Here is an 18,007-nt window from a genome sequence, read left to right as displayed (position 1 = left end):
GGAACGCTGCCGCAGCCTTCGACGGCACGCGATCAAGGTTCGCTGACACAGGACAAAGACATTTCGCAGGTCGGAGTCTCAATCGGCGCCTTTCGGCCGACCTGCCCCATGGCTGGGCGTGAAGGGAGCCCTTCTACCCTGGCCCGATGATGGATGTGGATGCGCGTGAGATCCGGGTCGGGGACGTGTTGTCGGTCGCCTGCCCCTTCACGCCGGCCAGAGTTGAGCAGGGCGTTACCTGGGACTACGTGTCCGTGTACTGGCCTTGGTGGGAGATCGACAGCGACAGCGACTTCTTCCACTGGAACGGCGTCGTTGCCCTGGGCGTGGACACGGGCGAGTGCGTCGCGCCTGAAGTGCAGCCGGAGCTGTTCCGAACCGAGCCGCCCCCCGATCATCTGAAAGCAGGAGACATCTGCCGGGTGGGAGTGCCGCCGACCGTGGTGCATGTGACGGCCGTCGATCACCATGACCCGCCCCTTGAGACGGGCTGGCTCCCCCGCCCGCGACAGACGGTGACGGTGCTGCGCCGCGGGCTGTCCTACCGGGAGTTTCCCGACGGGAGCCATCTCGACGGCTCGGGGTACTCCATTCATCCCGACGACGGAATCCCCTTCACATTCGAACTGCTGATGCGGCCGTACGCCCACCTCGAGCTGGGCGACGAGGTCGCCGACGCCGCCGGCCGGGCATGGCGGTTCGACGGGCCCTGGGAGTGGACGCCCTTCGATGGGGAACCAGTCGGCACGGGACCCGCGTGGCCACTGGTCCTGCTCACCCGCGGCGGAGCACCGTGCTCCATGGAGCAAGCCGAGGCAGTGGCCGCGAGTACGGCGAACGGTTCGCACCAGGAGTCGGTCCGAGACTGGATGTCACTCGCGGAAGCCTCCCCGACGCCCTGAGCCGGCGCCTGGCCAACTGCGGCGCCAAGTCACACACCGGTGGCTGAGTGTTCCACTTGGTCCCTGATCGTGTACGTGGCCCGGCTGAGCGTGACGGTCGGCCCAGACCGCCGTTCTCTCGCGTGGATGTGGGCCTCCGGCCCTCCGATGTACGGGTTTCTGGTTTCTCCGCCGCGCGTCCGATGAGTTTGTGGCTCCCGGCCGGTCCAAGCTCGTGACACCTCAGGAAAGGACACCGCCATGTCGGAGCTTCTCGTCGACTTCATCACGTCCCTCGACGGCCACGCCTCGGGAGAGGGATGGCCCGGGTTCTGGGGCCTCGAGGGCCCGGAGTACCTCGCATGGCTCGGCGAGCAGCCCGAGGCCACCTATCTGATGGGAGCGAACACCTACCGCCTGATGTCGGGCTTCGCCGCAGGCGAGGTCCCCAACGGCCAGGACGAGTTCAGGCCCGAAGAAGAAGCGTCCGTCGACGAACTCACACAGGCGTCCAAGGTGGTGTTCTCCTCCTCACTCGAAGCGCCACTGACGTGGGCCAACGCCACGCTCGTCCGCGACGACGCCGTCGAGGCGGTCCGTGCCATGAAGTCGAGTGGCTCGGGGCTCCTCAGCACGATCGGCAGCCTCAGCCTGTCCCGGTCCCTGCTACGAGCCGGACTCGTCGACCGCTTCCGGGTCGTGATGTTCCCGGTGATCACCGGGGCCACGGGCGAAGAACGCATCTACGACGGCTATCCGGACGTTGCCCTCGAGATGATCGAGCACCGCACCTTCGACGGCCGCATCCAGCTGGTCGAGTACAAGCCCCGCGTGCTCGAGCACCCGCCGCTCGGCGTACCTGCGTGACGTCGGCGGGGCACTGAGCAGGTCCTAGGGCGCGGTGCGCGCCGCCCGCTCCCGCAGGCGGCGCTTGTCCGGCTTGCCCCGGGCGGTCAGCGGGATCGCCCGTTCCCAGAACACCGTCGTGGGCCGGTGGGCCGGGGCCAGGTCCTTCTCCACCAGGTCACAGGCCTGGGCGGCCGGCTCGGCGCCCGGCGCGCAGCCCGCCGCCGGCACCAGGAAGGCACACACCTCCTCGCCGGTGAGGTCGCTGTGCCGGCCCACCACAACGGCCTGCGCGACGGCGGGATGCCGGGCGAGCGCGGCCTCCACGGGCACGCAGTACACGTTGTCCCCGTTGACCATCACCACGTCGTGGACCCGGTCGTCCAGGTACAGGTAGCCGTCCGCACCGAGGTGCCCCAGGTCCCCCGTCCGCAGCCAGCCGTCCCGCAGCACCTCGGCCGTCAGCCGGGGCCGGCCCCAGTACCCGGTCATCATCGCCGCCGACCGCATCCACACCTCGCCCGTGCGGCCGCTCGCCAGCGCCGCGCCCCGCCCGTCGCGGACCTCGACCTCCACCCCCGCGACCGGCCTGCCCACCGACGCCAGCAGCTCCGGGCGCCCGGACACCGCCGCATCGTGGTCCTCGGGAGTGAGCCGGGAGATCACCGCCGCCTCGTTCGTGGCGTAGCCCTGCCGCCAGCGGCCGCCCCAGCGGGTCACCGCCTCCCGCAGCCGCTCGGGGTGGACGGGTGAATCGCCGTAGGAGACCGCCTCGAGCCCGGGAACCCCGTGGGCGGTCGCCGGGTCGTCCAGCAGCCGGTACACCATCGAGGTCGTCAGGTACGTCGCCACCGGCGCCAGCCGCCGGCAGGCCGCCGCGAACGCGCCGGGCGCGAAGGGTTCGAGGATCTCGACCCGGCCCCCGGCCCGCCACTGCTCCAGGCACCGCCCGCCGGACCGCTGCGCCAGGGACGTGACCGACAGGTACACCGACCCGGTCCAGGCCTGTGGCCGTACGGAGTTGCGCGCGGCCATCGCGCCGAAGGTGGAGGCCACCCCCTTGGGCCGGCCCGTGGTCCCGCCCGTGTACGTCACCCGTGCCACGTCGTCCTCCCGGGCCCGCACGCAGACCTCCCCGGGCGGATGGCCGGCGGCCCGGCGGAGCAGCAGGTCCAGGTCGAGGCGGGGCGTACCGGTGTCCGGCACCGGCACATCGTGCACGACCAGGTCCGGCCGGCAGTCCCGCAGCACGAACTCCAGCCCGTACAGGGCCGGTCCGGCCAGTACCTGGGTCAGCCGGGCGCCCAGCAGGTGCGCGGCGATCCGTACCGGCAGCACCTCCGGCCGGTTCGAGCCCGTGACACAGGCCAGTCCCGAGCCGCGCCCGATCCCCGCCCCGCCGAGCACGCCGGCCAGCCGCCGGGCCCCGTCGAGTACCTGCCGGTGGTCCAGGACGACCGGACCGGCCCCGAGCGCGGGCCGATCGGCGTAGCGTTCCAACGCCCCCACCAGGGACGTGACATATCGCGCGGCCACCATGTGCGACTGCCTCTCCGCGCCGCTCCGGGACACCGGCATCATGGACGCCATGACGAACGAATCCCGTGCTCGTTCCTTCAGTTCCGCGGCCGCACGCTACGCCGCCCACCGCCCCGCGTACCCGCCCACGCTCTTCGACACGCTGGCGGAGATGGCAGGCTTTGCGCTGGCCGGGGCACGGGTCGCCGATGTCGGCGCCGGAACGGGAATCGCCACCGCCCTCCTGGAGGCGCGGGGGGCCCGGGTGGTCGGGGTGGAGCCGGGCGAGGGCATGGCGCAGGAGTTCCGGCGCCGCAACCCGCACACCCCGCTGGTCCGTGCGGACGGCAACAGGCTGCCGCTGGCCTCCGGCTGCCTGGACCTGTTGACGTACGCGCAGTCCTGGCACTGGACCGACCCGGCCCACGCCGTCCCGGAGGCCCTGCGCGTGCTGCGCCCCGGCGGGGCGCTCGCGGTCTGGCAGAACGACCCGGACGTGGAGGTCGGCTGGATCGCGGACCAGCAGAACCGGATCGAGGAACGGTTCGGCCCGGGCTGGTACATCAACGAGCGGGCCCTCTCGCAGGAGGGGCTGCGCTTCACCGACCGCCGCCTGCCGTGGTCGCGCCGCGTCCCCGTCGACACGCATCTGGCCAAGCTGTCGACCCACTCCCTCTTCCTCATCGGCGAGCCCGGCACGGACGACTTCCTGGAGGACGAACGCGCCCTTCTCATACGCCGGTTCCCCGACGGGTGGGTGGAGGAGCACTACGTGGTCGAGTTGAGCGTGGCCGTTCGGGACCGCGGGAGCAGATAGGGGGCTGTTCGGGTGAAGCAGCGCAACCTGGGATCGCCCGGGCCGTTGATCAAGGTGCTTATCACCGTGCACTCGTGCGACAGAAGGACCACTGATGATCAAGAAGTTCATGGCCACCGCCGCCGTCACCGCGTCGATCGTCGGCGCGGGCGCGGCCATGGCCGCCCCGGCCATGGCCATCGGCAACGACAACGGGATCAACACCGTCAATGGCAATGGTGCTGTGCAGGCCTACGGCAACCAGAAGACCGCCGGTGACCTGAGCCCGCAGCTCGGCCTGGTCCAGGGCACCCTGAACAAGCCCTGCATCGGCCTGCCGGCGAAGGTCAACGTTCAGTCGGTCCTCGCCCTGCTCAATGTCGGTGTCCAGGACATCCAGGTCCTGTCCAACCCGCAGAACCAGCAGTGCACCGAGAACTCCACCCAGGCCAAGGGCGACGAGCCGCTCTCGCACATCCTCTCCAACATCCCGGTGCTGTCGGGCAACCTCTCGGCCGGCAGCTGACGCAGTCCCCTTGTGCGAGCCGGGGCCTCCGACGCCTGCGCGAGTGCCCACGGGGCCCCGGCTTGTTCCATCCGGATCCACGGTTGCGCGGATCCAGTACCTCCACCGGCGCGCGGCGGCCCGAGCGGCCGCCGCAGTGGGCACCGACCGCCGTACGCCGCAGAGCCTCCTCGCCCGACCGGGCCAGGAGGCTCTGTGCGTTCCGCGCGGTCCTGTCAAGACACGAATGTTCGAGTCATGACGCGCGGTGGTTCGATCATGCCCACTTGAACCTCCTGCTTCCCCCGGACGGGGCGAGGCCCATCAGGTCCAGGAGGCGAGTGGAGATGAACGCGGAATTCGCAGAGGTGGACCGCTGGGCGGCCTCCGGGCACGTGCACGGCGCGCTGGACGGCCTCCACCTGGCCCGCACCGTCACGGACGAGGTACGGCGCACCGGAAAGCACTTCCTTCCGCAGCCCCTCCTCCACCGGCTAGGCGACATCCAGCACCGCCATGCCGTGGACCGGCGGCCCCTTCTCCAGGCCTTCCTCGATTGCATGCTCGACAAGCACGAGGGGCGCTACTGGAACCGGACCTACCTGTCCCTGCCGCTGCTGGAGCTCCTCCTGGAGGCATCGGACGATCCGGAGGGCGTGCCGGATCCGAACCGGATGGCCACGCTGCTCATAGCCGACGTCATACGCTTCGAGACCCGGACGGCAGCCCTGTCCCGGGAGTCCGAGGGGGCCGTGGACCGGGACCCGCCGGACCCGGTGACCCTGCGCAAGCGTTTGCGCCACGCCCTGCGGTTCGTCGCGGACGATGTCGGTGGAGCGGACGCGGAGGACCTGTGGTCCCGGGCGGACCACGTGCCGGACTCCCGCTGGGCGGAGGTCGCCGACCGGCTTCCCCGGCCCACGGGCACGGAGGCAGCCCACTGGTTCGACGTGACGGTTCAGCCCGTGTACGTGCTGCACGACGAGTACTTCTTCATCAGGGCCCTCCAAGCCCACGAAATGATCTTCACGGCGATCGCGGCCGAGGTACGGGCGGCGATCGGGGCGCTGCGCGACGGCCGTCTGGAGGCGGCGGCCGACCACGTGGACCGTGCGGCGGGCCTCTTCGACCGCGCCTCCGCGCTGTTCCGGATGGTCGCCACCATGCGACCCGGGCATTTCTCCGCCTTCCGGGAGTTCACCCAGGGCGCCAGCGCCATCCAGTCGGAGCAGTACAAGCGCTTCGAGATCCTGTGCGGTCTTCCGACCGCCCCGCGGCTGCGGTCGGAGGCCTTCACCCACGTTCCCTCCGTACGGGCCGAGGCCGAGGGCGAGGGCCATGACACGGTGGTCCGTGCCTACCTCGACCTCCGCCGCTCGGTTGGTTTCACCGAAGCCGAGTGGAACCGGTTCCGCTCCGCACTCGGCGGGCTGGAGGACAGGCACCAGCGCTGGAAGTCCACCCATCGGAGCCTGGCCGCGCGCATGCTCGGCGACGCGCACGGATCGGGCTACACCGCGGGTGTTCCCTACCTGGCCGAATGCCTGGACAACCGGCTCTTCTGGCAGCTCGGCGAGCAGCGCGGCGCGGGATGCCCGATGGGTGCGACCGGGACGGGCGGGTGAGACCGGGGAAGGTCAGAAGGGGCGCGTCGGGAGGTACTTGCCGTCCAGGGTGATGACGGCGCGCTCACCGCCCTCGGGGTCGGCGACCTTCCTGACGTCCAGCTTGAAGTTGATCGCGCTGATGATGCCGTCCCCGAACCGCTCGTGGACCAGTGCCTTCAGGGTGGTCCCGTAGACCTGAAGCATCTCGTGGAAGCGGTAGATCGTCGGATCGGTCGGGATGCCGCCCGGGATGGATCCGCGGGTGGGGATCGTCTGCAGGAGGCGTACCGCGTCCTCGTCCAGGTCCAGGAGCTCGGCGACGGCCTTCGCGGCGGGCTCGGGCAGGGCGTGCTGACCCAGCAGGGCGGCGGTGACGAAGGCGACCGAAAGGCCGGCCGCGTCGGCGAGCTGCTGCCAGGAGAGGTCCTTGCGGGTCTTGGCGTCGACGGCGGTGACGGCCAGGGCCTGGCGGGCGGTGGGGTCGAACTGGGCGTGCAGCATGAAGGTGTCCTTCGGGAGAGGGGAGGGGGAGGGAAAAGGAAAAGAGGGGGGCCGGGAGCGGGTCAGGCGGCCGCGGTGGGGCCGACCTCCGTGACGCCCCCGGAGCGGATGTCGTAGACCCAGCCGTGCAGGGTGAGGGTTCCCGCGGCCCGCGCGCGGGCGACCGAGGGGTGGGTGGCCAGATTCGCGAGCTGGGCGCGGACGTTCTCGCGCACCAGCGCGGACAACCGTTCGGGGCCCGCGCCGCCCGCCGTACGGGCCACCGAGGCGTCCGCGTGGCGCAGCCAGCCCGCGACGGAGGCGGCGCCGCTCAGGTCGGCGCCCTCGGCCAGGGCGGTCATCGCGCCGCAGCCGGAGTGCCCGCACACGACGATGTCCGTGATGCCGAGCACGGCGACGGCGTATTCGATACTGGCCGCCACCCCGTCCACGCCCGGTGCGTGGGCGGGGACGAGATTGCCTGCGGTGCGGACGACGAACAGCTCGCCCGGCTCGCTCTGGGTGATCAGTTCCGGCACCACGCGGGCGTCCGAACACCCGATGAACAGGGTCGACGGGCGGTGCACCTCGGCCAGTCGGTCGAAGAGCTCCGCCTTGGCCGGAAACACCTCGCGCTGGAAACGTGCGACGCGGTCCGCGAGATCGTGCCGTCCGGGCAAGGTCTGCATGGTCTGCATGGTCACTCCCTCCTGGGATGCGCCCCGTACGGGGCTTGACGTGTTCCACCATGCATGACCTGCATCTATTGTGTCCAAGACGCAAAATCCATGCCTGTCATCGATGTCATCTATAGTCGAATCCATGGCCCTGGAACTGCGTCATCTGCGCTATCTGATCGCCGTCGCCGAACACGGCAGCTTCACCCGCGCCGCCGAAGAGCTGCGGATCTCCCAGCCCACCCTGTCGCAGCAGGTGAAGCAGCTCGAACGCACCGTCGGCGTCCAGCTGTTGGACCGTACCGGCCGCGCCGTGCGGCTCACCGACGCCGGCGCGACGTACGTCCACTACGCGCGCGGCGCCCTACGGGACCTGGCCGCCGCCGAGCGCGCCGTGCTGGACCTGGCCGATCTCTCCCGCGGCCATCTGCGCCTCGCGCTGACCCCCACCTTCACCGCGTACCTCGTCGGCCCGCTCGTCGCGGGGCTGCACAGCGCGCATCCCGGCATCACCCTGGAGGTCCGGGAGATGCCGCAGGACCGGATCGAAGCCGGTCTGCTCGCCGACGACCACGACCTCGGCCTCGCCTTCGAGGGGCCGCACCTGCCGGGGATCGCGGCGACCGCGCTGTTCACCGAGGCCCTCGCCCTGGTCACCGCCGTGGACGCGGATCCCGGCCCGCTGCCCGTACGTGACCTCGCGATGCGCCGACTCGCCCTGCTCAGCGGGGACTTCGCCACCCGCGAGCACGTCGACGGCTATCTCGCCGCCCACGGCGTGAGGCCGCACATCGCGGTCGAGGCCAATTCCGTGCACGCCCTCACCGAGATCGTCCGGCGCACCCCACTGGCCACCGTGCTGCCGGACGCCGTTACGCACGACCACCCGTACCTGCGGCCCGTACCGCTGGACCCGGCCCTCCCGTCCCGAACGGTCACGCTGCTGCGCCGGGAGAGCGCGTACGAGAGCGCCGCGGCCCGTGCCTTCACCGAGCTCACCGCCCGCCTGGTCCGGGAGCGCGGGTACCGCCCCCCGCTGCGCGGGCACGCGCAGGGGGAGGCGGCCGGGGCGGATCACTTGCCGGGGCACTCCTTCCAGGCCAGGTGATAGATCGTGTTGATGCTGCCGTCGGTGGAGTCCATCGTCATGTAGCTGGTGGACGAGGGGGACGAGGTGCCTCTGGTGACGCGCAGCTCGGTGTTGATGTTGAAGTTCCGCTGCACCCCGCACGGCGCCCAGACCAGTTGCGCCCAGTCGGTCACGTCGGTGGCCTGCCAGTTGTCCTCCTGCGGCCCGTTGAAGTTGTGGGTGCGTGCGGCGGTGTCGGGCGAGCCCTGGAAGTAGTACGAGGCCTTCTCGGTGGCCTTCGCGCCGGGCGCGAGCGAGGCGTAGCCGCGGTAGTCCGCGCTGGCGACCGCGTAGGTGAAGCCGTGGGGCACGTGCACGATCAGGCTGAGCTGGCAGTTCTTGCGCGCCGCGGTGGGCGGGGCGCCGCCGCCGACCTGTGCGAGGTACTGGCTGTAGGTCACGGTGAAGGCGGTGTTGTCCTGGGACACGGCGACCTCCGCGGTGTCCTTGGGACACCCGGATCCGTTGACCGTCGCGACTTCGATGACGATGCGGTCGGGCGGCGGGTCCACGATGGTGGAGGGGGTGGTGTGCGTGGGGAGGGTGGCGGTGAGCAGCGCGCCGATCGCGCCGCTCACGAGGAATCCACCGGACATGGTTCTCCAATCCACTGCTTCGGTACCGGGCGGCGCGCAGGCGGGCATGCCTGTGTGCCGGAGGGTGGGGGGTGCGGCCGGCCAGAGCGGGGCCGGGTCGTCACAGACCGGTGTGCAGGGTGGAACGGGCAGGCCCAGGAAGGGGAATCTGGGCATGTCCCTGACAACTCCCGGTCGGTGAAGACCGGGTGCCCGAATCGTAGGAACCCGGGGCGGCCCCGACCAGGGGATGTCCGGCCAATCGCAGTCCCCGCCCCGGACCGGCCGGATCCCGACGACCGGCCGCGGGTCGAAGAGCGGAATCAGGCCGTGGTAGGACGGGCCAGTCGCTCGACGCGCGCCATGAACTCGGCGGGATGGAACGGCTTCGCCAGGCAGTCGCTCACACCGGCCTCCAGGGCGCGCACCGTGCACTCAGGATCCGCGGGCGGCAGCGCGAGGATCGGCACCCGCCCGTGATCGGGGTCCCGCCGGATCTCCTCGAACAGCGCCACCTCGTCCAGGCCCGGCCCGGTGCGCTCGCAGATCACCAGGTCGATCGGGCCGGCGCTGCCCAGCAGCGAGACGGTCTCCCGCCCGCCCCCGCCGTCGACCACGACGAACCCCCGGGCCACCAGAAGGCGCTCCAGCAGGCCCCGCAGGGTGGTCTCCTTCGCCACGAGGAGGATCCTGCTCGGGGTGTCGCCGCTCATGTCGTGCCTCTTCATCCGTGTGGGGGGGGTCCCGCAGAGCCTACGAGGCGGGGCGTGTGCACGCCCGCTCCGGGGCACCTCATCCGGTAGCGTCGATCCATGAGCACAGAGCCGCAGAGCTTCGAGATCCTGCTGGTGCCCGACCACATCCAGAACCTGCGCGGCGAGTCCGCGGCGGACCGGGCCCTGCGGTCGGCCGTGGTCGAGGCGACCGGCGAGCAGGGTGCCACGGGTTACCCCCGCTACCGCGGGCAGGGCGTGGAGGCCGACATCGACCCGAGCACGCGCACCGTCGAGGCCCTCCTCGTCGACGGCGCGGAACTCGACTACGGGCTGGTCGCCATGATCGCTCCCGAGCGGGGCCGCGGGGGCCGCTGAGCGGGCGCCCGGGGTGGGGGCGCCCGGGGTGCGCGACCGGAGGATCCGGCCGTCCTCGATGTTGGCCGGGAGCGGGCCAGCGCTGCCGCGGGCACGCGTCATAGCGTCGTCCTCGTCGGGAAGCCGCGAATCACTCGCACCGAGGAGACCGTGATGGCCAAGTCCGTTCCCCAGAGCATGAGTTCGCGTACGGCCGTGCAGAAGGCCCTGGACCGGGCGGTGAGCGGGGGAGAGGGCGGCGGGCTCCCCGGCGCCGCAGCCGAGGTCCTGGACCTCCGGGGGCGGTGGTTCGGCGCCGCGGGGGTGGCCGACACCACGACCGGCCGGGAGCGGCTGCCGGAGGAGGAGTTCCGGATCGGCAGCACCACCAAGACGTTCACGGCCGCCCTCGTACTCCAGCTGGCGGCCGAGGGCGTGCTCACGCTGGACGACACCGTCGAGCAGTGGTTACCCGGACTGCTCCGGGGCAACGGCAACGACCCGGACCGGATCACCCTGCGGCACCTGCTGAGCATGACCGGCGGCGTCTTCAACTACGCCGTGGACGAGAAGCTCGCGTCCCAGCACTACGGAGCCGCCTTCCTGGAGCACCGCTACGACCGCTACCGCCCCGAGCAACTGGTGGAGGTCGCACAGTCGCACGCCCCGGACTTCGCGCCGGGCGAGGGCTGGACCTACAGCAACACCGGCTACATCCTGGCCGGACTCGTCATCGAGAAGGCGACCGGCAGGAGCTTCGCCGACCAGGTCGAGGAGCGCATCGCCCGCCCCCTCGCGTTGGGCGGAACGTATGTGCCGGGCGACGACGAGCACGCCCTGCGCGGCCCGCACACCCGTCTGTACAGCAAGAACAACCTGCCCGATGCCGATGCCGAGATCCATGACGTGACCGAGCTGAACACCACCTTCGCCTGGGCGGCCGGCGGCATGGTCTCGACCACCCGGGACCTCAACCGGTTCTTCGGCGAGCTGCTCGGCGGCCGGCTGCTGCCGCCCGCCGAGCAGCGCGAGATGTTCGCCGTCCGCCCCACTCCCGAGGGCAAGTAAATCCCCCACACCTCCTACGGCCTCGGCATCTCCTCGATCGAGGTGGTACCGGGCGTGACGGTCTGGGGCATGGGCGGAGCCTTCCACGGCTCCTTCTGCTACACCTACGGCACCCGCGACGGCCTGCACATCGTCTCCCAGAGCATCAACGCCGACTGGAACAACCCGATCGGCGTCTTCACCGAGGTCCTCCGGGCCGAGTTCGCACCGGAGGAGTCCGCACCGGCCGACTCCGCCCGATGAGCCCATGACCCGATCATCGAACGGGCCCGGCCCGGTCCCCTTGGTACGGGGGCCGGGCCGGGCTCGTTTGCGGTCGGGGGCTCAGGTGGGCGTCAGCTCACCTGGAGGGTGACGTCGTCCACGACGAAGGAGGTCTGGAGGGACTGGTCCTCCGTGCCGCTGAACTTCAGGGTGACGCTCTGACCGGCGAACTGCGAGAGGTCGTAGGACTTCTCCGCGTAGCCGGAGTTCGCGTTCAGGTTGGACAGGGTCTCCAGCGTCTGGCCGCCCACCGAGACGGTGAAGCGGTCGTAGACGACGTTCTCGGTCTCGTCCGTGTCGATGTGGAGGAAGAAGCCGAGCCGGTACGTGGAGCAGCCCGACGGGACGGCCAGCGTCTGGGAGGCGCTGTCCGTGTGGGTGGACCCGTAACCGTTCAGCCAGGCCTTGTAGCTGCCGCCGTGCGGGGTCTGGCCGGACTGGTTGGTGATGACGCCCGCGGTCGCGCTCCACGGGGTGGCGCCGTTCTCGAAGCCGCCGTTGACCACCAGCTGGCGCGGGGTGCACGTGCCGCCGCCGGTGACGGTGAGCGTGTAGGTGGTGGTGTGGCTGACGGTGCCGGAGCCGGTGATCGTCAGGGTGTAGGTGCCGGGCGCGGTGCTCGCACCGACCTGGACGGACAGCGCCGAGGAGCTGCCGGACTGGACCGACGTCGGGCTGAGCGTCGCGGTCACCCCGGCCGGCGCGCCGGAGACGGAGAGGGCGACGGTCTGGGCGGCGCCGCTCACGGTCGAGGTGTTCACCGTGGCGGAGGCGGAACCGCCGGGGGCCGCGCTGCCCGCGGACGGGCTGACGCCGATGGAGAAGTCCTGCGCGGGCGTCTCACCGCCGACGGCCTGCTTCCAGACGGCGTAGGCGACACCGTCGGCGCTGCGGTTGAGCACCGTGGCGTTGATGTTGTTCGTCGTGTCGCAGGAGCTGTGGTAGCAGGGGTCGTAGGCGGCATTGGCGGTGCCGCCCCACTTGGCGGCCTGCGCCGAGGTCTTGCGGGCGCTCGCGCCGGCCGCGTAGCCGGACGTGGGGATGCCCGCCTGCTGGAAGGAGTAGTCGTCGCTGCGGCCCTGGCCCTCCGTGTTCTCCTCGGGCGCCAGGTTCAGCGAGGTCCAGTACGCCTTGAGCGGGGCGGCGGTGGTGGAGTTGACGTTGTTGATGAAGTAGCCGCCGTTGGTGGAGCCGACCATGTCGAAGTTGTAGTAGCCCTTGATGGCGCTGCGCTGCGCGCTGGTCAGCTGGTTGACGTAGAAACGGGAGCCGTTGAGGCCCTGCTCCTCGTCGGTCCACCAGGCGAAGCGCACGTGCTTGGTCATCGTCGGGTTCTTCTGGGCGAGGACGAGGGCGTTCTCCAGCAGGGTCGCGGAGCCCGAGCCGTTGTCGTTGATGCCGGGGCCGGCCGAGACGCCGTCGAGGTGGGCGCCGAACATCACGGTCTGGTCGGCGGGACCGCCCGGCCAGTCGGCGATCAGGTTGTTCGACGGGTAGGTGCAGGAGGAGCAGTTCTGCTCGGTGACGGTGTAACCGGCCGCCTGCAGCTTGCCCTTCACATAGGCCAGCGACTGCGTGTAGCCGGCGCTGCCCGCACGGCGGTGGCCGCCGTTCTGGCTCGCGATGGTGCCGAACTGGGCCAGGTGCGCCTGCACGTTGGCGACGTCGATGTCCGGCGGGTCGTTGCCGGGCTGGGTTCCGCCGACGTTCAGTGCGTAGTCGACCGTGTGGGAGAGGGTCGTGCCCTGGCCCTTGACGACGACGGTGGACGCGCCGGGCGCCGCGTTGGCGGTGGCGGTCAGGGTCAGCACCGAGGACTGGCCGGACTGCACGGTGGCCGGGTTGAAGGAGGCGCTCACACCGGCCGGCAGACCGGACGCGGTCAGCGTCACCGACTGGGCGTTACCGGTGGTGACCGCGGTACCGACCGTGGTGGTGACCGAACCGCCCTGCTGGACGGTGCCCGACGACGGGTTCAGCGACATCGAGAAGTCGTTGTTCTGACCGCTCGGGGTGCAGGTCGGGTCGGCGGACTGGGCGGGCACGCTGATGCCGTCCCAGGCGGCCTTGGTCTTGTTGAAGAGGTCGCAGGTGGCGTCCAGTGACTTGGCGGAACTCAGCGTCGCCGTACGGTACTTCTTGTAGGACATGCTGCTGGTCTTGAGCAGCATGCCGCCGTAGAAGATCTTGCCGGCGTTCTGTACGCCCACACCGGTCAGCGTGCTCCCGTTGCAGGTGCTGCTGTTGGGCTTCCCGCCGCCCGGGCTGGTGCCCTCGGCCAGCAGGTAGAACCAGTGGTTCAGCGGCCCGGCCGCCGCGTGCACCTCGGTGCCGGGTATCGCGGAGCTGTAGCAGGCCGGGTCGTTGTTCACGGCCGGCGGGTTGTACATGTTGCGGATCGGCCCCCGGCCCTGGAGGTTGATGACCTCGCCGACCGTGTAGTCCGGAGTGTCGTACGGGGCCGGCTCGTTGGCGAAGGCCTCGGTCAGAGCCCCGAAGATGTCACCGGTGGCCTCGCCGAGCCCCGACTCCTGGCCGCTGGTGCCGCCCGGTGTGTTGGAGTCGATGGCGTGCCCGTACTCGTGGGCCACCACGTCGATGCCGGCGATCCACTCGTTGGCGCTGTTGCGCCCGATGGTGACCGAGCTGCCGTCCCAGTAGGCGTTGAGATCGCTCAGGCCCACCTTGGCCGGGAAGCTGCGCCCGTTGCCGCTGACACCGTTGCGGCCCAGCCACTGCGAGAGCATGTCCCACTGCTTCTGCGCGGCGAACATCAGGTCCACGCAGCCGGTCTCCTTGCTCGTGGGGTTGCCGGTGCCCCAGGAGTCGGAGGACTTCGTGAAGACCGTGCCCGTGCTGTAGTCCGCACAGCTCAGGCCGGTCCGGTTCGGGTCGCGCAGCGTGTACGTGGAGCCCGAGTTGGTGGTGTCGATGCTGACGGGACCCGGCCCGTTCCACTTGCTGTTGCCGGTGCCCGCGACCACCTCGTCGTAGCTGTCGACGAAGGCGCCGGTCCGCGCGTCCACGAAGACGTGCAGCCTGCTGGGCGCGGTCTTCGTACGGCCGCTCAGCACGGTCTCCCACGCCAGTACCGGCTTGTCGTCCTTGAGGCGGACGACGAGCCGGCTGCTCTCGACCTTGTCGACCGAGACCAGCCTGGCCCGCGAGGTGGACTCGGCGTCCTTCGCGGAGACCGACGCCCTGGTGGACACGTCGATGCGCACGGAGGAGGCGGACTGGAGCGCACGCACCTTGCCGCTGCCGTCCGCGAGGACGACCGCGTCGCCGCCGACGACCGGCAGGCCGCGGTAGCTGCGCTCGTACGAGACGGAATACAGGTCCTTCACCCAGGGGGTGACGAGGCGTCGTTCGTACTGTTCCTGGGCGGAGTTGACCAGGGAGTCGAGACCGCTGTCGACGGCCCGGTCGGCGGCCGCGACCGCGCGTGCGGCCGGTGTGTCCTTCTGGGACGGGGAGGGCTGCGCCTGCTGCGCCGCCGATGCCGTCCCGGCGAGGGCGCCGGCGAGGCTCGCGGTCAGCGCCATCGCTGCCACGGCCGCCGTCCATCTGCTGGGATGCAACGTCCACTCCGATCGTGGGGGGTGGGGGGTGGGGATGAGTGCTCGTTCGCGGCCGAGTATGAGCGTGAACATGACGAGATTGGGACATCCCGGCAGGCATAAGGTCCGCGTTATGGTGCCGCGGCGGCCCGACTCGTACGCTGCCCGGATGCAGCTGGAGTTGAGGCATCTGCAAGCCGTCTGCCGGATTGCGGAGGCGGGCAGCCTGGGGGGTGCGGCGCGGCGGCTCGGGGTGTCCCAGCCCGCACTCTCCGCCCAGCTGCGCCGCATCGAACGGGTCACCGGGGGCGAGCTGTTCTTCCGCGGCCGCAGCGGCGTGGAACCCACGGCGCTCGGCCAGTTCGTGCTGGCCAAGGCCCGTCGCGTGCTCAGCGAGATGGACGCGCTGGGCGCGGAGGCGCGCGCCATAGCGGCCGGCAGTCCGCTGCGGCTGGGCTGCATCATGCTCGTGCTGCTCGACGGCCTCCTCGCCCAGACCGACCTGTCCATGTCGGGCCGGGAGATCGCCGTCGACCTGGAGGACTCCGTCACCGTGCTGGCGCGGATGCTCGGCGCCGGGCGCTACGACGCCATCGTGTACGGGGAGGTCAACGACCACGAGGTCCCGCTGCCGGAAGGAACGCTGGCCCGGACCCTGATCCCCAAGGAACCGTTCTGCATCCGGCTGTCCGCGCGGCACCCCCTCGCGGACCTGGACCGGATAGAACTGGCCGACCTGGCCGGGGAGTCGTGGATGACCCTGGTCGAGGACGACGACGGCGGCCCCGAGGCCCTCGTCACCGCCTGCGCGAAGGCCGGATTCAGCCCCTCACTGCGCTACCGGATCACCGACCGCAAGATGCAGCACGACCTGATCGCAGCGGGCCGCGCGGTCGCGCTCACCCAGCCGACGGCCCCGCCGGGGGAGGGGACGGTGATGCGCCCGCTCGTCGGCACCCCCATCATGGGCCGCATCCGGCTCGCCTGGAGCCGTGCGGCGCTCTCCGCCGGGCAGGCGGAACTGCTGTACCGGGCCGCGGCCCGCGCCTACCTGGCCAACGTGGACAACAACCCCTTCCACAAGGAGTGGTGGGACGCCCACCCGGAGGTGCACCCGGCCCTGGACTGACCGGTGGCACGTCCCGGGCCCGGACGACCGGCAACTGCCGCGACGCCCCGTCAGAAGCGGGGCAGCGCGTCGGCCACGGCCGTCTGGGAGGGGTCGATGGCGGTCCGGCCGTCCTCGATGTCCCACAGCGTGTTCTGCAGCAGCCGGGCCAAGGTCCAGCCGGCCGCGCGTCGGCGGTCCAGCCCGAGCGCCTCGGTCAGCAGGTCGAAGCGGCGCCGCACGATGCGGGGAGCATCGCCGGTGGCGTGCAGTTCCTCCCAGCCGGTGTCCAGCGCCGGCCACAGGTCGAAGCCCGGGTCGCCGATCAGGGGTTCGGGGTCGATGGCGAGCCACGGCTCGCGCTCGGCGGCGAGCACGTTGCCGTAGTGCAGGTCCCAGTGCAGCATCCGGTCGCCGGGATCGCCGACCAGCTCGGTGACCGCCGAGGCCCAGCCGTGCAGCCGCCGACGGTCCACGGGGTCCGGCAGAGCGGCGCCGGCCGCCGGCACGGACGCCAGCATGTCCCGGGCGATGTCACCGAGGTTGCGCAGGCCCTCGGGCGCCGGGACGGAGTGCAGCCGGGCCATGAGCCCGGCCAGGATGCGCATGGCCAGGTCGTCGTCCTCGACGCAGGCCAGGGTGCGTGCGCCGTCCAGGCGCTCCAGCAGCACGGCGCCGCTCTCCGGGTCGTGGTCGAGGAGCCGCACGATGCCGTCGCCGTTCCATGCCCGCAGCCCGATCAGCGCGGCGGTCGTCTCCTCGCGGGGCATCTGGAGTTTGAGCGCGGCGCAGCTGCCGTCCGTGCGCCGCACCGGCACCACCAGCGAGGCCTCACCGGAGCCGATGCCGCCGTCGCGCTCCAGTTCCCACCGGCCGAGCAGCTCCGCCACCAGGGCGGGCAGCCGGGCGATCCAGGCCCGTTCTGCTTCGCCGCCGTTCCTCGTGTACGACGCGACCAGGGAGGCAGGGACGCGGACGCCCTGCGGCGAACTCATGAGGAGCCTTCGGGAGTGCGGGTCATCCCGTCGAGGGTAGCGGCGCGCCGCGGGAGGCGACGCGGCCGTGGATCAGCCGCGGCGGTGGGCCGTCAGCAGCAGGTACTCCCACTCCATGACCCCGTCCACGGTGTGCTCGGCGGCGAGGGCGTCGAGCGCCGCGTCCAGCTCGGCGACCAGGTCCGGATCGGCGGCGACGGCGCGGTAGACGGCGACGGTGGGCCCGTAGCAGGCCTTGAAGAACTCCCGGAAGTCCGTGGGTCCCGTGAAGCGGTCCACGCGGACCGTCCGGCGGCGGGTCTCCACATCGGTCACCGCGTCACCGAGCAGCTCGTGCACGTGTTCCTCGTCCCCCCAGAGCGGGGGCGGCTGGGCGCCGGGGGGCGGCGCGGGAGCGTACGGCTTCATGGTGGCGAACATCTGGCCCACGAAACCCTGCGGGGTCCAGCTGATCAGCCCCACCGTGCCGCCCGAACGGCAGACGCGCAGCATCTCCTCGGCGGCAGCCCGGTGGTGCGGGGCGAACATGATGCCGACGCAGGACATCACCACGTCGAACTCGCCGTCCGCGAAGGGCAGGTGCTCGGCGTCCGCCTCCCGCCACTCCAGGCGGGCGTCGCGTACGGCGGCCAGGTTCCGGCCGATCTCCAGCAGTTCGGGGGTGAGGTCGGACGCGATGACGTCGGCCCCGGCCAGGGCGGCCGGAATGGCGGCGTTGCCCGAACCCGCCGCGATGTCGAGCACCCGGTCACCGCGCCGGACGCCGCACTCCTCCACGAGCACGGCACCGAGGTCCGGAATGACGTGCGAGGCCACCGACTGGTAGTCGCCCAGCGCCCACATCGCGCGGTGCCGGGCCTTCAGGGTGCGGTCCGCCTGGGCCGCGTCGCTCGCCTCGGTCATGACAGCCGTCCTCCAGGGCTCGGGG

At 71.2% G+C, this 18,007-nt stretch carries 18 protein-coding genes; 10 read left to right on the top strand and 8 right to left on the bottom strand.

Features of this window, described 5'->3' with window-relative positions:
• The first annotated feature begins 146 nt into the window (after positions 1 to 146).
• The gene (locus B6R96_RS01835; protein ID WP_237291277.1) at positions 147 to 902 is read left to right on the top strand and encodes a hypothetical protein; all 756 of its coding nucleotides are present in this window, start codon (positions 147 to 149) and stop codon (positions 900 to 902) included.
• 240 nt (positions 903 to 1,142) lie between these two features.
• Positions 1,143 to 1,748 (top strand): dihydrofolate reductase family protein, encoded by a 606-nt coding sequence (locus B6R96_RS01830; protein WP_053702029.1) that lies wholly within the window; start codon positions 1,143 to 1,145, stop codon positions 1,746 to 1,748.
• Positions 1,749 to 1,772: 24 nt separating this feature from the next.
• Here B6R96_RS01830 and B6R96_RS01825 read toward each other — a convergent pair whose 3' ends face one another.
• On the bottom strand, positions 1,773 to 3,317 hold the full coding sequence (locus tag B6R96_RS01825) for an AMP-binding protein (protein ID WP_081521311.1): 1,545 nt from the start codon (positions 3,315 to 3,317) through the stop codon (positions 1,773 to 1,775).
• On the opposite strand from B6R96_RS01825, the gene B6R96_RS01820 reads away from it, so the two are divergent.
• The 3 genes from B6R96_RS01820 to B6R96_RS01810 all read left to right on the top strand — a co-directional run bounded on the left by B6R96_RS01820 (position 3,316) and on the right by B6R96_RS01810 (position 6,171).
• Positions 3,316 to 4,062 (top strand): class I SAM-dependent methyltransferase, encoded by a 747-nt coding sequence (locus B6R96_RS01820; protein WP_081524918.1) that lies wholly within the window; start codon positions 3,316 to 3,318, stop codon positions 4,060 to 4,062. The two genes, B6R96_RS01825 and B6R96_RS01820, sit on opposite strands and share 2 nt — an antisense overlap.
• Before the next feature lie 94 nt (positions 4,063 to 4,156).
• A complete protein-coding gene (locus B6R96_RS01815; protein WP_030384951.1) occupies positions 4,157 to 4,567 on the top strand; it encodes a rodlin in 411 nt (136 codons plus the stop codon).
• 326 nt (positions 4,568 to 4,893) lie between these two features.
• Complete coding sequence (locus B6R96_RS01810; protein ID WP_159396256.1) at positions 4,894 to 6,171, top strand: tryptophan 2,3-dioxygenase family protein; 1,278 nt, start codon at positions 4,894 to 4,896, stop codon at positions 6,169 to 6,171.
• Between the two features lie 12 nt (positions 6,172 to 6,183).
• Here B6R96_RS01810 and cynS read toward each other — a convergent pair whose 3' ends face one another.
• Positions 6,184 to 6,654 (bottom strand): cyanase, encoded by a 471-nt coding sequence (gene cynS, locus B6R96_RS01805; RefSeq protein ID WP_081521309.1) that lies wholly within the window; start codon positions 6,652 to 6,654, stop codon positions 6,184 to 6,186.
• Between the two features lie 62 nt (positions 6,655 to 6,716).
• A complete protein-coding gene (locus B6R96_RS01800; protein ID WP_269467346.1) occupies positions 6,717 to 7,331 on the bottom strand; it encodes a carbonic anhydrase in 615 nt (204 codons plus the stop codon).
• Positions 7,332 to 7,455: 124 nt separating this feature from the next.
• Here B6R96_RS01800 and cynR point away from each other — a divergent pair, with 124 nt between their 5' ends.
• Positions 7,456 to 8,418: a transcriptional regulator CynR gene (cynR, locus tag B6R96_RS01795; RefSeq protein ID WP_081521308.1), complete on the top strand. Its 963-nt coding sequence runs from the start codon at positions 7,456 to 7,458 to the stop codon at positions 8,416 to 8,418.
• On the opposite strand, the gene B6R96_RS01790 is transcribed toward cynR, so the two are convergent.
• Positions 8,385 to 9,035, bottom strand: a complete 651-nt coding sequence (locus B6R96_RS01790) for a DUF4360 domain-containing protein (RefSeq protein WP_081521307.1) — start codon at positions 9,033 to 9,035, stop codon at positions 8,385 to 8,387. The genes cynR and B6R96_RS01790 overlap by 34 nt on opposite strands.
• Before the next feature lie 302 nt (positions 9,036 to 9,337).
• Positions 9,338 to 9,727 (bottom strand): response regulator, encoded by a 390-nt coding sequence (locus B6R96_RS01785; RefSeq protein WP_159396255.1) that lies wholly within the window; start codon positions 9,725 to 9,727, stop codon positions 9,338 to 9,340.
• Between the two features lie 99 nt (positions 9,728 to 9,826).
• Between B6R96_RS01785 and B6R96_RS01780 the strand changes: the two genes are divergently transcribed.
• The 3 genes from B6R96_RS01780 (at position 9,827) to B6R96_RS37600 (ending at position 11,395) form a co-directional block, all read left to right on the top strand.
• Entirely contained in the window at positions 9,827 to 10,105 is a 279-nt protein-coding gene (locus B6R96_RS01780; RefSeq protein WP_030384958.1) for a hypothetical protein, read from the top strand.
• Positions 10,106 to 10,258: 153 nt separating this feature from the next.
• On the top strand, positions 10,259 to 11,152 hold the full coding sequence (locus tag B6R96_RS01775; RefSeq protein ID WP_203351581.1) for a serine hydrolase domain-containing protein: 894 nt from the start codon (positions 10,259 to 10,261) through the stop codon (positions 11,150 to 11,152).
• A 54-nt stretch (positions 11,153 to 11,206) separates the two neighbouring features.
• Positions 11,207 to 11,395, top strand: a complete 189-nt coding sequence (locus B6R96_RS37600) for a hypothetical protein (protein ID WP_203351580.1) — start codon at positions 11,207 to 11,209, stop codon at positions 11,393 to 11,395.
• 92 nt (positions 11,396 to 11,487) lie between these two features.
• Here the strand turns inward: B6R96_RS37600 and B6R96_RS01770 are convergent, their stop codons facing one another.
• Complete coding sequence (locus B6R96_RS01770) at positions 11,488 to 14,961, bottom strand: M28 family peptidase (RefSeq protein ID WP_081521305.1); 3,474 nt, start codon at positions 14,959 to 14,961, stop codon at positions 11,488 to 11,490.
• A 184-nt stretch (positions 14,962 to 15,145) separates the two neighbouring features.
• Here B6R96_RS01770 and B6R96_RS01765 point away from each other — a divergent pair, with 184 nt between their 5' ends.
• Positions 15,146 to 16,105 (top strand): LysR family transcriptional regulator, encoded by a 960-nt coding sequence (locus B6R96_RS01765; protein ID WP_030384962.1) that lies wholly within the window; start codon positions 15,146 to 15,148, stop codon positions 16,103 to 16,105.
• Positions 16,106 to 16,155: 50 nt separating this feature from the next.
• Here the strand turns inward: B6R96_RS01765 and B6R96_RS01760 are convergent, their stop codons facing one another.
• A complete protein-coding gene (locus B6R96_RS01760; protein WP_081521304.1) occupies positions 16,156 to 17,079 on the bottom strand; it encodes an aminoglycoside phosphotransferase family protein in 924 nt (307 codons plus the stop codon).
• A gap of 72 nt (positions 17,080 to 17,151) precedes the next feature.
• A complete protein-coding gene (locus B6R96_RS01755) occupies positions 17,152 to 17,982 on the bottom strand; it encodes a class I SAM-dependent methyltransferase (protein ID WP_081521303.1) in 831 nt (276 codons plus the stop codon).
• Between the last annotated feature and the right edge of the window lie 25 nt (positions 17,983 to 18,007).

Source organism: Streptomyces sp. Sge12 (genome assembly GCF_002080455.1).
Taxonomy (GTDB): domain Bacteria; phylum Actinomycetota; class Actinomycetes; order Streptomycetales; family Streptomycetaceae; genus Streptomyces.
The sequence above is the reverse complement of the archived record's forward strand: the minus strand, read 5'-3'. Positions and strand labels throughout refer to the sequence as shown.